Raw genomic sequence first — 14,799 nt, forward strand, 5'->3', positions numbered from 1 at the left:
TGCATAGGCTTTTCTTGGGCGAAAAGCATTATTTTACGTGACTGGGCGAACGTCCTGAGGTTGCCGGACGGGCGCCCAATGGGCCGAATGATTGTAACAGCATCAAAGATGGGCTCACAACTCTTGATTCTCGCCATGACGGGGATCAAGTTGCCGCGTATTGAGTCGGGTGTAAATGACGCGTTTTCGGTTTGCCGGTTTGTGGTCGGCTGACTTTGCAGTAGAATGATCGGCGAAATCGCTCTAGTGAGGCACCTATGGAAACTATTGAAAAGATTAAACAGCAGCTGGCCGAGAACCCCATCATTCTCTACATGAAGGGATCCCCCAAGCTTCCGAGCTGCGGTTTCTCTGCCCAGGCCTCCCAGGCCATGATGTCTTGTGGCGAACCCTTCGCTTATGTGGACATCTTGCAGAACCCGGACATCCGCGCCGAGCTGCCCAAGTTTGCCAACTGGCCGACCTTCCCCCAGCTGTGGGTCGATGGTGAGCTGGTCGGTGGCTGCGACATCATGATTGAGATGTTCCAGGCAGGCGAACTGCAGACCCTGGTCAAAGAGACCGCCGCCAAGTACAAGTCGGAAGACGCCGCAGAATAAGCGCTGTTACCGGTTGCGAAATACAAAGAGGGGAGCCATTGGCTCCCCTCTTTCATGGGCAATGATGCCCTGCATTTCCCTTTAGGAAATACGCTCCAGACGAGCCATATAGAAGCCATCGAAGCCGGTCTGGCTCGGGCTGACATTATGATCGTCCAGCAGGCGGAAGTGCTCGTTGGCGGCCAGGAACTTGTCTATCTGCTGACGGTTCTCGGAGGGCAGTATGGAGCAGGTTGCATAGACCAGGATGCCACCTATCTTGGTCATCTGGCTGTAGCGCTGCAATATCTCTTCTTGCAGTGCCATCAGGATCGGCAGACGCTCGGCGGTGTCGCGCCACTTGGCATCCGGATTGCGCTTGAGTACGCCCAGGCCCGAGCAGGGTACGTCCAGCAGCACACGATCTGCGCTCTCTTTGAGGCGTTTGACGGTCTTGCTGCTGGTGATGACGCGGGTCTCCACGTTGTGGGCACCGGCGCGGCGGGCACGCTGCTTGAGGTTTTCCAGCTTCCACTCTTCCACGTCCATGGCGAGCAGGCGGCCCTTGCCCTCCATCAGGGCGGAGATGTGCAGCGTCTTGCCACCGGCACCGGCGCAGGCATCGATCACCTTCATGCCCGGTTTGACGTCGAGGGCGGCCGCAACCAGCTGGGAGCCGGCATCCTGCTGTTCGAACCAGCCATCGGCAAAGGCCTTGGTGCGGAACAGGGCTGAGTCGGAGGTGACCTGCAGGGCGCTGTCGACACCCTCAACGGGGATGGTGCTCACATGCTCTTTGTTGAGCTGGGCTTGCAGCTGCGCCTTGGTGCACTTGAGGCTGTTGACGCGCAGGTAGCGCTTGGGCATCCAGGCCAGGGCGGCCCGTTCGGCAGGCCAGGCGTCGCCAAGTTGCTCGGCACCGAGTTTTTCCAGCCAGCTGGGGCAGCCATCCATCAGCACAGGGTTTTTCTTGGCTTCGGTCAGACGGCGACGAAACGCTTCTTCGTTGAAGCGATCCAAGCTGGGGTGGTTGGGCATATCAATCTTGTGGAACGCATGCCAGCTGTGCAGCAGCGGCCAGACGTTCTTGGCGGCTTGACGCACTTGAATGCCGGACAGGTTGCAGTAGAGGCTGAGGCGACGCAGCAGATCGCCGGTGACCAGGGCAATCCTTGCCTGTTCTTGGGGTTTGAGTTCGATGCCGGAAAAATGACGGGCGTAGGCACGGTCCAGAGTGAGACCCTGCGTCAGTACGTCGTCAAGAATGGCATCAACCAGATCCCCGAAACGGGGTAACAGTGGGGATTTGAGCATGAGATTAACCTTGGCCGATGAAATCCGCGCAATGATAGGGGTTAGACCAGATTGGCGCAACCGCAGCGCTCGCGCTTTCCCTTGCTGGTGACGCCATAAACGGCCATGATCCCGTAATTGATGGGGACAGGGGCGGTCAACACACCGAGAGGTCACCATACTCATTCGCGCAGCAAGCCATGATGGCCCTGAGTGGCCCGGACGATAAGGATATCCAGATGATGTCGATGCGAACACTCCTGCTATTGATCCCCCTGATGGCCAGTCAGGTTCAGGCAGAACCCGCACCACACTGGCGCACCCTGGCCGCCAGGGGCCAGGAAGAGGCTGGGCTAGCGGTGCGGGCGCGGGCCTTTCGCCAGGTCGATGATGCCAGTGCGCAGCTGACGGCACTGGCCGATGGTGCGCGCACCCTGGTGCTGCCTCTGCCCGAGGGGGGAGAGGTCGGTTTCATATTGACGCTCAACGATCTGTTGCCTGCCGCTTTGGCGGCCAAGTATCCCGGGATCCTCACTTTCAGCGGCCAGAGCCTGCAGGATGAGCGGGATACCGGCCGTTTCGAGCTGGGGCCCCTGGGTTTTCACGGCATGTTTCACAATCAGGGTCGGCTCATCTTCATCGATCCCCTGAGGAATGGGCTGGGTTATGTGGTCTACGACCAGCGCGATGCCCTGAGTCCCCTCGAGCAGCAGGCTGACGAGGTGCTGGGTCAGCCCCTCGCCGCCGCCCGGGCCGTGCTGGTGAGTGGCAACGAGCGTCGGCGCTATGTCATCGCCATCTCGGCGTCGGGTGAGTACACCCAGTATCACACGGGGACCAAGGCCGGTGCACTGGCAGCCATCGCCACCCTGCTCAACCGGGTCAACGAGGTCTATCAGCGGGATCTCGGTGTGAACTTCCAATTGGTCGCCAACAACGATCTCGTCATCTACACCGACCCCGCCACTGACCCGTTCAGCAACGACAGCAGTGACATGGCCAAGAATCAGAGCGTGCAGGCGACGGCCCTTGGGGCGACCCCCTTTGATATAGGTCACGTGCTCAACACCGGGGGAGGGGGCCTGGCCATGCTGGGCAGCCTGTGTGTCGCCAATCTGAAATCCCAGGGGATGACCGGCTCGAGTGCTCCGGTGGGGGATGCCTTCTTCATCGATTACGTGGCCCATGAACTCGGCCATCAGCTGGGGGCCGATCACACCTTCAATGGCACTAGCGGGGACTGCGGCAGCGGCAGTCGTATCGCAGCGCAGGCCTGGGAGCCCGGCAGCGGCAGCTCCATCATGGGCTACGCCGGTTTGTGCGGCGAGGAGGATCTGCAAGATGGCAGCCTGCCATATTTCCACAGCAAGTCCATCGAGCAGATGCGCGAACACATGGGGTTCTACCAGAGTTGCGGCATCCGGGAGGCGCTCAGCAACAATGCGCCTCAGGTCGCGGCGGGCAATGACTATGTGATCCCGGCCAATACCCCTTTCTTGCTCAATGGGGGTGGCTCGGATCTCGATGGCGACAGCCTGAGTTACAACTGGGAGCAGCTCGATCGCGGCGCAGCCTCCACCAGTCTGGCGACCATGGTCGATGATGGCAGCAGGCCCATCTTCCCCTTTGTGGCGCCCGGCACCTCGAGTCAGCGACTGTTGCCCAGCCTGAGTGCATTGCAAAGTGGCATCCTCGCCAAGGGAGAGGCGTGGCCGACCACCAACCGCACCCTGAATTTTCGCCTGACGGCCCGGGATGGCAAGGGCGGGGTGGGCAGTGACGAGATGCAGGTACAGGTGGTCGATACGGGATCCCCTTTCACACTGACCTCCCCATTGAGTGGCACCCTGAGCGAGGGACAAGCGCTGGCCATTCGCTGGCAGGTGGCGGGCAGCCAGGCGGCTCCCATCTCTTGTGCCAGGGTCGATGTGGCCTTGAGCGCCAATGATGGCCATGCCTGGAGTCCGCTTGCCAGCGCCATCCCGAACAGTGGCAACGCCTCCCTGACGCTGCCGACCCTGCCCGTCACCAGCCAGGGGCGACTGAAGCTGAGTTGCAATGGCAATATCTTCTTCGCCCTGAGTCCCAGATTGAGCCTGACCGGCAGTGGCAGCACCATAGGCACGGTCAGTCCGACACCAACAGTGCCCACTGATGACTCCAGCGGAGGCGGCGGTGGCGGCAGCCTGAGCCTCTGGAGTTTGTTGTTGCTCGCGCTGGGTGGTGCCATGCGACGTCGGGGTGACAGATGAGGGCCTTGTTGGCTCTGGGACTCTTGCTGCTGGCTGGCTGCCAGGCCGATGCCAGCCCCCAGGCCGGCACCAGGGCCGCCGTTGAGATCCCTGGCGTGGCGCAGGCCCTCAGTGAGCATCTGGCTCGCGGCGATCACCGGGTGATCATCCGGGCTGGTCGTGGCCAGATGGCGCCGGGCATTGCGGCCGAGCAGCAGGGGGCGGTCAAGGGGCGCTGTGGCATGCGTTATCTGGAGGGGCTGGGGGATCTGGTGAGGCCTGGGGAGGAGGCACAACAGCAGGCGTTGACTGACTTTGCCGCAGCATATAATCGCCAGATAGTGGCGCACTGCCCACGGGATGAGGGAGCAAGATAGCGCGCCAGGCCTCGCAGGATGCAGATGGGAAAAAGGGAGGGGGGCTATGGCCTCCCTTCGCAGTTGAGGCTTGTCGCAAGGCCGGGCTAGTCGCACAATGCCAACCAGGACATGACAGCCCCGAGGCAGGTACAGAGCCTTGGCGTCTTGCGCAGTCATGGGAAAATAAAGAAGGAAAAACAAGATGATGGATGTTGCTGATCTGCGCCGTGAATACAGCAAGGGTGGCCTGCACAGAGCCGATTTGCCTGTCGAGCCCCTGGCGCTGTTCGAGAAGTGGCTGGGGCAGGCCTGCGAAGCCAAGCTGTCGGATCCCACCGCCATGGTGGTTGCCACCGTCGATGCCAGCGGCCAGCCCTGGCAGCGCACCGTGCTGCTCAAACACTATGATGCGGCAGGCATGCTGTTCTACACCAACATGGGCAGCCGCAAGGCGCTGCAACTGGCGGGCAACCCCTGCATCAGCCTGCTCTTCCCCTGGCATATGCTGGACCGCCAGGTGCATGTCACAGGGCGCGTAGAGAAGCTGAGCACCTTGGAGGTGATGCGCTATTTCCACAGCAGACCCAAGGATAGCCAGATTGCGGCCTGGGTCTCGCAGCAGTCTTCCCGTATCAGTGCCCGTGGCGTGCTGGAGTCCAAGTTCATGGAGTTGAAGCAGAAATTCGCCAATGGCGAGGTGCCGCTGCCCAGCTTCTGGGGCGGCTACCGGGTGGTGATCGACAGCGTCGAGTTCTGGCAGGGGGGGGAGCACCGGCTGCACGATCGCTTCCTCTATCAGCGAGCAGGTGAGCGTTGGCAGATAGACAGATTGGCCCCCTGACAGCAGTGATCACTCACCCCTTTGATGACTCAGGGGCCTGGTCTGCTCAGGTGGAGAGACCGGGTGCCATGGGCCTGCTGATCGACAGGGATCTGCTCCAGGCTCACTGGCTCCCTGACGTGAGCGCCTGGCAGCGCGCCGGGCACAGCTGGTGGTTGCTGGGGCGGCGAGGAGATAACAATGCATGCTGCGGTGGCGCCTGGGAGCAGGAGAGTGCATTCCGCCCGGATGGGCGGCTCGATGCGTCCGCGCTGCTGGCTGACTGGCTGGCGCCTGCGGGGGGGCCAGCGCGTGCGAGTGGGGCCCAAGACCGGCAGATCTTGCTGAGCGCCTCCTCGGCCTTGCTGGTACTGGCCAAGGAGCAGGGCTTGCTGACCCTGGGGCCCAGTGGTGCAGATCACTCCCTGTCCCTTACTCAGGGGCTGGGCCCCGCCTTGACGCGCCTGCTGGCAAGGCGCCTGACGCTGCCCTGGCTGCGAGAGCCGGCTCTCTCTCCAGAAGAGGCATCTCAGTCCCGGCGAGGGGCGCGGCTAGCCGGCGCCATCTGCCTGCGTCCTCTGGTGGCGAGGGATGCATCCTGGATAGCGGCTTACTGCCAGGATGCGGCCATTGCCCGTTATACCCTCAATATTCCCCACCCCTATCCCGAGGGGGCTGCCAGCGATTGGCTCCAGCTTTGCGGGCGCAAGCAAGGGCTGGGACAGGCATGGAGCTGGGCCATCTGGCTGGAAGGGGAAGCGGAGGCTGCGCCTGTGGGCACTGTGTCCCTGAGTTGCCAGGGCTCCCTGGCCTGGTGGGTCGGTATGCCCTGGCAAGGGCTCGGCATCGCGACCAGGGCGGCGATACTGGTGCGAGACTTTGCCTTTGCGAGCGCTCACTTACCCGAGATCAACGGCTGCCACATGGCGAGCAACCTGGCCTCTGGCCGGGTGATGGCCAAACTGGGCATGAGCGATCTGGGGATGGCGCCTCTGGTCGAGCGTCCCGATTGCGTCGTGCGGCACTGGCGCTTGGGGCGCGGTGTCCGGGGGAGATAATCCTGGTGCCCCTTGAGGCTGTGTTCAGGCAGAGGGAGAGGCGGAATAGCCTCCAAGGATGGGGCGGGCTCTGTAACGTTTTCCTGGGGGAAAGCTCCCATTTCTGGTCAAAGGTGTTCCGGCCCGGCGGGATTTCTGTGGAATAATGGCGGCAAGTTGTATCAGGAGTCTGTCTTAATGCTGAGAACCGAGCGCCCCGGCGACATGTTACCCGTCTATGAGTTGGTGAGTGCCGCCTTTGGCCGCACCGATGAGGCCGAACTGGTCAACCGCCTGCGTGAATGCGGCGCTGCCGTGGTGACCCAGGTGGAAGAGGAGGACTATGAATTCATGGGCCACCTGCTGCTCAGCCCGGTGACCATCAATGGTCTGGAAGGGCCCTGGCTTGGCCTGGCACCGGTTGCCGTGCACCCGGACTGGCAGGGACAGGGCATCGGCTCGGAGCTGATCCGCGAGGGGCTGGATACGGCGCTGGAGATGGACTGGAAGGCAGTGGTGGTGCTGGGCGATCCCGCCTACTACGCTCGTTTCGGGTTTCGTCCCGCCAGTGAATTCGGTCTGCACTGCTGCTATGAGGTGCCAAGCGAGCACTTCATGGCCATGGAGCTGCAGGCGGGTGGCCTGACCAATCTGCAAGGAGAGGTGCTCTACCACCCCTTGTTCGACGAGATCCCCGAAGAGAGTGCTGACGAAGAGTGATGCCCGGCGAGCAGTCAGCCACAGTACCCCATCAAAAAGGCGCCATCAGGCGCCTTTTTTGTCTGTTCGGTTCGCCGTTCAGTCGAAGAACCAGTAACCGCGATTGACCAGGCGGGTGAACAGGTGCAGGAAGCCGGCCTGATCCGCGAGATCCACCATGTCGGACTGGGTCACCAGATCGCGATCGCACAGCAGCTTGAGGGCGGCGCCATCGGGTTCGCCCAGGGTCCAGGCCTCGCCATCGATGTAGCAGGTCTGGTTGTCGTCGCTAAACCAGACGCAGCGCAGACCAGGCACTCGCACCGCTGGCTGGCCCTGGGTCAGCAGATCGGCCACCTCATCGCTGCTGTAATCCGGGGCGTCGTCCTGAGGCAGAGGCATGACATCCAGATCGTGCTTGGCCTCGGAGATGGTGGCGCCGAACCACTCCTTGAACAGGGTCTCGTCATCCAACGCTTGTTGCATAAGCTCGCGCAGGCGGTGCAGCTCGTGCTGCTGGATCTCGCCATGGTGGCGGCAGGGTTTGAGATCCGGGTCGGCATAGCGCTCGGTGCGGATCTCGTTGTCGATCAGGTGATCGGCAAAAGAGGTGAGCAGATCCCGGGCATCCGGGGCGCGGAACCCCACCGAGAAGTTCATGGAGGGCTCGATGGCGTAGCCCTCATGGGGGAATCCGGGCGGAATATAGAGGATATCGCCGGGTTCCATCTCCACATCGATGATCGCCTCGAAGGGCCCGCAGTGACGCAGGGCGCGGTGCGCGGCGTACTCGGTGATCTGCTGGGCATCTCCCACCCGCCAGTGACGCTTGCCGACCCCCTGGGTGATGAAGACATCGTACTGATCGATGTGGGGACCGACGCCGCCCCCCGGGGTGGAGAAACTCACCATGACGTCGTCGAAACGCCAGCCCGGGATGAACTGGAAGGGCACCGCCAGTTCATGGACCTCGGGAGCCCAATGGTTGCAGGCCTGGATAAGCAGGGTCCAGTCACGCTCGCTCAGCTGATCGTAATCTTCGAAGGGGCCGTGCTCGGCGGTCCACTGGTCATCTTTGCAGGTGACGAGGCGCGACTCTATCTCTTTCTCCATGGCCAGCCCGGCCAGTTCATCGGGGCTGATGGGATCCTGAAACTGCGTGAAGCCGCCCTTGATAAGCAGGGGGCGCTTCTGCCAATGATGTTCGAGGAAGTGAGCGATATCCAGATTGAGTTCGTACATGGGCTTCTCATACCTAATTAAGTGGTCAGACAGAGGTCTTGATAAGGGCAGCGGCTGCGCTTATCGGGACATCCGCCCGGCAAGGGTTTATGGCGATTCACTGTGCAATGCCAAAACAACAGGGGCCCGGCGGGCCCCTGTTGGCAAGCGGGTACTTACTTCAGCTCATCAACCAGCTGCTTGGCGGCGCCAATATAGTTGGCCGGGGTCAGCTTCTTGAGCTCCACCTTGACGTGCTCGGGCAGTGCCAGGGTGTCGATGAAGGTGCGCATGCCCTCGGCATCGACGCGGCGGCCACGGGTCAACTCTTTGAGCTTCTCGTAGGGCTTCTCGATGCCGTAGCGGCGCATCACGGTCTGGATGGGCTCGGCCAGCACTTCCCAGTTGGCATCCAGATCGGCGGCCATGGCGGCGGCGTTGGCTTCCAGCTTGGAGATGCCCTTCAGGGTCGCCTGATAGGCAATCAGGGAGTAACCCACCGCCACCCCGAGGTTGCGCAGCACGGTCGAATCGGTGAGATCTCGCTGCCAGCGGGAGATGGGCAGTTTGCTCGCCAGGTGCTGGAATACCGCATTGGCCAGACCCAGATTGCCTTCGGAGTTCTCGAAGTCGATGGGGTTGACCTTGTGGGGCATGGTGGAGGAGCCAATCTCGCCGGCTATGGTGCGCTGCTTGAAGTGACCCAGGGAGATGTAACCCCACACATCCCGGTCGAAATCGATGAGGATGGTGTTGAAGCGGGCCATGGCATCGAACAGCTCGGCGATGTAGTCGTGGGGCTCGATCTGGGTGGTATAGGGGTTCCAGGAAAGCCCTAAGGAGGTGACGAACTCCTCGGCGAACTGGTGCCAGTTCACTTCCGGATAGGCAGATATGTGGGCGTTGTAGTTGCCGACCGCACCGTTGATCTTGCCGAGCAGTTCGACCGCCATGATCTGCTTATACTGACGCTCCAGGCGATAGGCGACGTTGGCCATCTCCTTGCCCATGGTGCTCGGGGTTGCCGGTTGACCGTGGGTACGTGACAGCAGCGGCATGTCGCGGTACTCATGGGCCAGACGCTTGATTTCACTGATCAACTGCTCGCAATAGGGTTTGATCACCTCTTCGCGGGCGGCCTTGAGCATCAGGCCGTGGGAGTTGTTGTTGATGTCTTCCGAGGTGCAGGCGAAGTGAATGAATTCGCTGACAGCCGCCAGTTCAGGGTTCACTTCCACCTTCTCCTTGAGGAAGTACTCAACGGCCTTCACATCATGGTTGGTGGTGCGCTCAATGGCTTTGATGCGAGCCGCATCCGCCTCGCTAAAGCCGTGGACGATGGCATCGAGCGCGGCATTGGCCTGGGCACTCAGGGTCGGGACTTCCGGGATCCCGGCGTGGCTGGCCAGTTTCTGCAACCAGCGCACCTCTACCTCGACGCGAAAACGCAGCAGACCGAATTCGGAGAAGATAGGGCGCAAGGCGGCGGCCTTGTCACCGTAGCGACCATCGATCGGGGATACAGCAGTCAGCGCTGACAACTCCATGGGGTGAACTCCTGATGTGTGGGGGATTAAAATCGTTTGGCCAGTTCCACCATCTTCTTGCGAGCGAAGATGATCTGGGTACGGCTGCCGCCAAGCTGGCGCCAGAGTACGGCGGCGCGGATGCCGGCGAGCAGCAGGGCGCGCACCTTGTGTTGTACCAGCGGCTGTTGCAGGAACAGCGGCGTACCAGCGACCTGGATACGGGGCCCTATCGGGCTGATGAGATCGCTGTAGATGCTCGCCATGTTGGCCAGGATCTGCTCGTCGAGCAGATCGAAATGCTGTTGCTGGCGACCAATCTGGCTGATGCGCTCCCCCAGCATGCTGAGGATATCTTTGCGCTTGGCCAGCTTGCGCTCCAGGGCGATCAGGCTGACCACATAGCGGGTCAGCTCGGCATTCTTCTGGCTGCCATCGGCGCCGAGTTGCTCGACCAGGGCGCGGTAGCCATCGCGAATGGCGAGGTGGCTGCCAAACACTTCCAGGGGCTGCTTGGGATTGGTGACCAGCACGCTTTGCAGGCTCTCGCGCAGGGCGGCCTCGTCGCAGCTGCCGTCACGGGCCACTTTCTGCACCAGATAGGCCGCCTGGCAGATGCCGGCAAAGGCCATGGTTCTGTCTTGAAATTTATCGCTCATACATTCACGGCCCTGTTTTGTTCATTCACCGGCTGATGCCGCCGCAGACCCTGACCTGGTTCTGTCTTGACATGTATCCTTCATATGGTCACGGTCCTGTTTTGTTCATTCACCGGCTGATGCCGCCGCAGACCATGATCCTGCCTTGAAATGTATTGTGCATATGGTCACGGTCTTGATCTGTTCGTGCGCACCGGCTGACTGCAGCACAGTGCCAGGTTACTGACGAGGGCCGCGCATGTGCGCGGCCCTCGTGATTCATTCACACCGAATGGTTGAAACGCTGCTCGATGATGCCGCCGCCCAGGCAATTCTCTCCGTCGTAGAAGACCGCCGACTGGCCCGGGGTCACCGCAGCCTGTTTCTCGTCGAAGATGACCCGAATGGTCTCGTCATCCATGGGCTGGATGAGGCAGGGGATATCCTGCTGGCGGTAGCGGGTCTTGACGGTGCAGCGCAGCGGCGCACGAATGGGGGTACGATCCACCCAGTGCAGCTGGCTGGCGATGAGGCCATCCGAATAGAGGCGGGGGTGATCCCCCTGGGCCACGATCAGGGTGTTGCGCTCGACCTCTTTGTCGACCACATACCAGGCATCTTCCCCGGCATCCTTCATGCCGCCAATGCCCAATCCTTTACGCTGACCCAGGGTGTGATACATCAAGCCCTGATGGGTGCCGATCACCTTGCCATCCACGGTTTCGATAGGACCTGGCTGGGCGGGCAGGAACTTGGCCAGGAAGTCCTTGAACTTGCGCTCGCCGATGAAGCAGATGCCGGTGGAGTCTTTCTTCTTGGCGGTGATGAGCTCGAGCTGCTCGGCGATGCGGCGCACCTCGGGTTTTTCCAGATTGCCGACCGGGAACAGGCTCTGACCCACCTGGGCTTCGCTCAGGGTGTAGAGGAAGTAGCTCTGATCCTTGTTGGCATCCAGACCGCGCAGCAGGCGCGGGCGACCTGTGCTGTCATCCCGGCGCACATAGTGGCCGGTGGCGATGTAGGTGGCACCCAGCTCTTCGGCGGCAAACTCCAGGAACGCCTTGAACTTGATCTCCTTGTTGCAGAGGATGTCCGGGTTCGGGGTACGCCCCGCCTTGTACTCCTCGAGGAAATGTTCGAACACATTGTCCCAGTACTCGGCGGCGAAGTTGATGGTGTGCAGGTGCATGCCCAGCTTGTCGCAGACTGCCTGGGCATCAGCCAAATCCTGGGAGGCAGAGCAATACTCGTCCGTGTCGTCTTCTTCCCAGTTCTTCATGAACAAGCCTTCGACCTGGTAACCCTGCTGTTGCAGCAGGTAGGCCGAGACGGAAGAGTCCACACCGCCGGACATGCCGACGATCACCTTGATTTGGCTGTTATCTGTCATTGAGTGTCGTTACCAGTTCGTTTAAACGGGGCGTATTCTAACAGCATTTCGCGCCCTCGGTCACATATACAAATCATGATCCCGGGTTGAGCGGGGGGCGGCGAAATCGTTTGTCCCGAATTGGCGGCAGGGGCGGGCCTGGCGCTCCCGTGGCGGGGGTTGTTCGTCAGACGCCCGCCTGGGGCTTGCCATGGATGAAGGCTTGCAGGGCGCACAGGGGCAGCCGGGTGCCGGCCAGGTAATCCTGGATGCATTGCCAGACCAGGGGGCTGCGCAAGGCGGCTCTGCGCTCGGCTATCTCGGCCAGGGTAAACCAGTGGCAGGCGAGCACGTCCCCATCGGGATCGGCGGGCTGATGCTGGCCCGGATCGCTGTGAAGGTCGAACACCAGGGCGGTACGCAGGAAGGTGGCCTCGCTGTCGGCGGGTTTGAACAGGTAGTTGCCGAGCCAGGCATTGGGCTGGGCCTCGAGCCCCGTCTCCTCTTTGAGCTCGCGCCGGGCGGCCTCAATCAGGGTCTCCCCCGCTTCCAGATGACCGGCGGGCTGATTGAAGCGCCGCTCACCGTGGATCGCCTCCTCGACCAGCAAAAAGCGTCCCTGCCAGTGCACCAGGGCGGCGACCGTCAGGCGGGCGGGCAGATATTCGTGATCCATAACAAGGCTCCTGGGCAGATAGGCACCGCAAGGTGCAAGGGGGCGATTCGAGCTCGCTTAGATAATCGGGGGTTCGGCCCGGCTTGTCACCCGCTCTTTGCCCGCCAGGGTGGCGGTGCTGGGGCAGCCTTGACTGAATCTCCCAGCTGGCAGGGGTAGGCGGCCGATCCCTGGGCTTGCCTGGGATGACCCTGTGATGGGGCGAGCACCACGCTCGGTGATCCCGCTCACCGCAACAGGTCCTCTGGTCAGCACAAGGTCAGGCTTTACGGGCCGGACGGCGCGCGCTGGCGCGGCCGGACCCCTTGCTGCTCGCCCCCGTGCTTGCCTTGTCGGTGGCGCGTGCTGGGGGCTGGCCCCTGGCGGGCGTCGACGCGGCCATGCGGGTTGGCGCCGCTCTGGGCGCGCGGGGACGAGGGGCGGGGGAGGGCATCTCGCCGGGGGTCAGGGCACGGCTCTGGCCCGGGGCCAGCCCATCCAGGGTCCAGGCTCCGATGGCGTAGCGAATGAGGCGCAGGGTCGGGTGGCCGATGTGGGCCGTCATGCGCCGCACCTGACGGTTGCGGCCCTCGACTATCTTGATCTCCAGCCAGCAGGTAGGAATGGCCTGGCGCGCGCGGATCGGCGGATTGCGCGGCCACACCTCAGGTTCCGCCATGATGCGTGCCTCGGCGGGCAGCGTCATGCCGTCATTGAGTTCAACCCCGGCGCGCAGGGCGGCCAGGGCCTCGTCACTCACCATCCCCTCAACTTGCACCCAATAGGTCTTGGGAGTCTTCTCTCCCGGCTGGGTGAGCTGGGCCTGCAACTTGCCGTCATTGGTGAGCAGCAAGAGCCCTTCGCTGTCGCGGTCCAGTCGGCCAGCGGCATAGATGCCGGGCTCCTTTACGTAATCCTTGAGGGTCTCTCGGCCCCCTTCGTCGGTGAACTGGCACAGCACCATGTAGGGCTTGTTGAGCAGCAACAAGGTGCGATCCTGCGCCGCCACGGGCGGGTTGGCGCCCCCGGTTTGAGTGCGCACCGGGGCGGCCGGGCGGGATGAGGATCGTGGCGAGAGGAGAGGGCGGCTCGGTTTCATGGCATCTGGCATCAATAATGGCGGGGCCACAGTGTATCACAGGCCCCCGGCGGCGGGAGCTGTCCCCCAGGCGTTGAGACTCACGAAGCGAGGTCTGAACCGGGCGGGCTGGTTTCGGCGGGCTAGCTCAGCAGTCCCTCGATGACGATGGCGTGACGGGCCTGATGAGTGCTGGCGTGGAGCAGGGCATGGGTCAGGGTCTCGTCCATCATGGCCCGGGCCAGCCGGGTCAGGGGTCTGAGCTGGGCGGGGGGCAGCTGCCGGGGGGCGCAGAGCAGGATGATGTTGTGCACCGCCCCCAAGCTGGAACCCCAATCGACGGGCTCTGTGCTGTGCAACATGGCGAGGGCGGGCTGGCGGACGGCGGCACTGAGCACATGGGGCATGGCGATGCCCGCCCGGATGATGGTGGCGCTGACCTGCTCGCGGGCCATGAGTTCACTGTGCAGGCCAGGGCTCTCTTTGACCAGACTCTCTGGCAGGAGGCCTATCAGCTGCGCCAGCACCTGGGCCTTGGCGTGCGGGGCAGACAGGCTCGCCACCTGGGGCAAGGCAAAGTGGTAGTCGGGCTGGTGGGTGGCCAGGCGCTGCTCCGCGAGGTGCGCCGTCGCACTGCGGCCAAGGGGTTTGCCCAGCTCCACGCACCAGCAGTTGAACGCCATGTGGGCCAGTTCGGCATCTAGTCCTTCAATCAACAGCTGGCAGAGATCCCCGGGCTGGGTGGCTAAGGTGAGCAGGGCGAGCAGGCTGCTGGCCTCGGCGGTCTGGCGGCGACTGAGATTGCTCAATTGGATATGCGACTTGAACAGGCCCGCCATACGGCTCAGTTGCCGGGCCTGGCTGATGCTCAGGCCATGGCGGCAATAGAGGGTGATCTCGCGGCTCAGCATCAGGGCGCGGGGGGCGGGGGGCTGAGCACGGCGACCGCATTGAGCAGCACGGACTCCAGCGATACCTGGCGCTGGGGACAGCCGAGGAAGCGCTCTTTCTGCTCTATCTCGATGTCGGAGGCGATCAGCACCAGATCGGCGCTGGCGATATCCCGGGCGGTGAGGATATTTTCCAGCCCCATGGCGCCCTGGGTCTCGACCTTGATCTTCAACCCGAGCTGGGCGGCCGCCTTTTGCAGCGCTTCGGCGGCCATATAGGTGTGGGCAATGCCGGTGGGGCAGGCGGTAACGGCAACGACTTTCATGGGACCTCGCAAAAATGGGTAGCGCCGGGACAAGATAACGTCTGGCCTCGAAATGTCCAACGGACAGATAGGCCCGGCT

15 protein-coding genes are annotated in these 14,799 nt (G+C 62.5%); 6 read left to right on the forward strand and 9 right to left on the reverse strand.

What is annotated here, in order from left to right:
• Nucleotides 1–257: 257 nt before the first annotated feature.
• On the forward strand, nucleotides 258–599 hold the full coding sequence (locus M2367_RS02375) for a Grx4 family monothiol glutaredoxin (protein ID WP_042039492.1): 342 nt from the start codon (nucleotides 258–260) through the stop codon (nucleotides 597–599).
• Nucleotides 600–680: 81 nt separating this feature from the next.
• Here the strand turns inward: M2367_RS02375 and M2367_RS02380 are convergent, their stop codons facing one another.
• Nucleotides 681–1,892 (reverse strand): RsmB/NOP family class I SAM-dependent RNA methyltransferase, encoded by a 1,212-nt coding sequence (locus M2367_RS02380; protein WP_042039493.1) that lies wholly within the window; start codon nucleotides 1,890–1,892, stop codon nucleotides 681–683.
• Between the two features lie 227 nt (nucleotides 1,893–2,119).
• On the opposite strand from M2367_RS02380, the gene M2367_RS02385 reads away from it, so the two are divergent.
• The 5 genes from M2367_RS02385 to M2367_RS02405 all read left to right on the forward strand — a co-directional run bounded on the left by M2367_RS02385 (nucleotide 2,120) and on the right by M2367_RS02405 (nucleotide 7,038).
• Nucleotides 2,120–4,123 (forward strand): reprolysin-like metallopeptidase, encoded by a 2,004-nt coding sequence (locus M2367_RS02385; RefSeq protein ID WP_404972846.1) that lies wholly within the window; start codon nucleotides 2,120–2,122, stop codon nucleotides 4,121–4,123.
• Nucleotides 4,120–4,479: a hypothetical protein gene (locus M2367_RS02390; protein WP_224430886.1), complete on the forward strand. Its 360-nt coding sequence runs from the start codon at nucleotides 4,120–4,122 to the stop codon at nucleotides 4,477–4,479. Before M2367_RS02385 ends, M2367_RS02390 begins: the two co-directional genes overlap by 4 nt.
• Before the next feature lie 184 nt (nucleotides 4,480–4,663).
• Nucleotides 4,664–5,302, forward strand: a complete 639-nt coding sequence (gene pdxH / locus M2367_RS02395; RefSeq protein ID WP_157013822.1) for a pyridoxamine 5'-phosphate oxidase — start codon at nucleotides 4,664–4,666, stop codon at nucleotides 5,300–5,302.
• Nucleotides 5,303–5,352: 50 nt separating this feature from the next.
• Nucleotides 5,353–6,339: a GNAT family N-acetyltransferase gene (locus M2367_RS02400; protein WP_259235647.1), complete on the forward strand. Its 987-nt coding sequence runs from the start codon at nucleotides 5,353–5,355 to the stop codon at nucleotides 6,337–6,339.
• A gap of 177 nt (nucleotides 6,340–6,516) precedes the next feature.
• Nucleotides 6,517–7,038, forward strand: coding sequence for a GNAT family N-acetyltransferase (locus M2367_RS02405; RefSeq protein WP_224430884.1), 522 nt, complete (start codon nucleotides 6,517–6,519; stop codon nucleotides 7,036–7,038).
• A 78-nt stretch (nucleotides 7,039–7,116) separates the two neighbouring features.
• Here the strand turns inward: M2367_RS02405 and M2367_RS02410 are convergent, their stop codons facing one another.
• The 8 genes from M2367_RS02410 to M2367_RS02445 form a co-directional block, all read right to left on the reverse strand.
• On the reverse strand, nucleotides 7,117–8,259 hold the full coding sequence (locus M2367_RS02410) for a cupin domain-containing protein (protein ID WP_259235648.1): 1,143 nt from the start codon (nucleotides 8,257–8,259) through the stop codon (nucleotides 7,117–7,119).
• Nucleotides 8,260–8,414: 155 nt separating this feature from the next.
• A complete protein-coding gene (gene purB / locus M2367_RS02415) occupies nucleotides 8,415–9,785 on the reverse strand; it encodes an adenylosuccinate lyase (RefSeq protein WP_042039498.1) in 1,371 nt (456 codons plus the stop codon).
• Nucleotides 9,786–9,811: 26 nt separating this feature from the next.
• On the reverse strand, nucleotides 9,812–10,423 hold the full coding sequence (gene hflD, locus M2367_RS02420; protein WP_042039499.1) for a high frequency lysogenization protein HflD: 612 nt from the start codon (nucleotides 10,421–10,423) through the stop codon (nucleotides 9,812–9,814).
• A gap of 262 nt (nucleotides 10,424–10,685) precedes the next feature.
• Complete coding sequence (gene mnmA / locus M2367_RS02425; protein ID WP_224430882.1) at nucleotides 10,686–11,792, reverse strand: tRNA 2-thiouridine(34) synthase MnmA; 1,107 nt, start codon at nucleotides 11,790–11,792, stop codon at nucleotides 10,686–10,688.
• A gap of 166 nt (nucleotides 11,793–11,958) precedes the next feature.
• Entirely contained in the window at nucleotides 11,959–12,447 is a 489-nt protein-coding gene (locus M2367_RS02430; protein ID WP_042039502.1) for an NUDIX hydrolase, read from the reverse strand.
• Nucleotides 12,448–12,706: 259 nt separating this feature from the next.
• A complete protein-coding gene (locus M2367_RS02435) occupies nucleotides 12,707–13,525 on the reverse strand; it encodes a pseudouridine synthase (RefSeq protein WP_259235649.1) in 819 nt (272 codons plus the stop codon).
• Nucleotides 13,526–13,647: 122 nt separating this feature from the next.
• Nucleotides 13,648–14,415, reverse strand: a complete 768-nt coding sequence (locus M2367_RS02440; RefSeq protein WP_259235650.1) for a PTS sugar transporter subunit IIA — start codon at nucleotides 14,413–14,415, stop codon at nucleotides 13,648–13,650.
• The gene (locus M2367_RS02445) at nucleotides 14,415–14,720 is read right to left on the reverse strand and encodes a PTS fructose transporter subunit IIB (protein WP_259235651.1); all 306 of its coding nucleotides are present in this window, start codon (nucleotides 14,718–14,720) and stop codon (nucleotides 14,415–14,417) included. The genes M2367_RS02440 and M2367_RS02445 overlap by 1 nt, the downstream gene beginning before the upstream one ends.
• Between the last annotated feature and the right edge of the window lie 79 nt (nucleotides 14,721–14,799).

This window comes from Aeromonas sp. BIGb0445, assembly GCF_024809075.1.
Lineage (GTDB): Bacteria > Pseudomonadota > Gammaproteobacteria > Enterobacterales > Aeromonadaceae > Aeromonas > Aeromonas rivuli.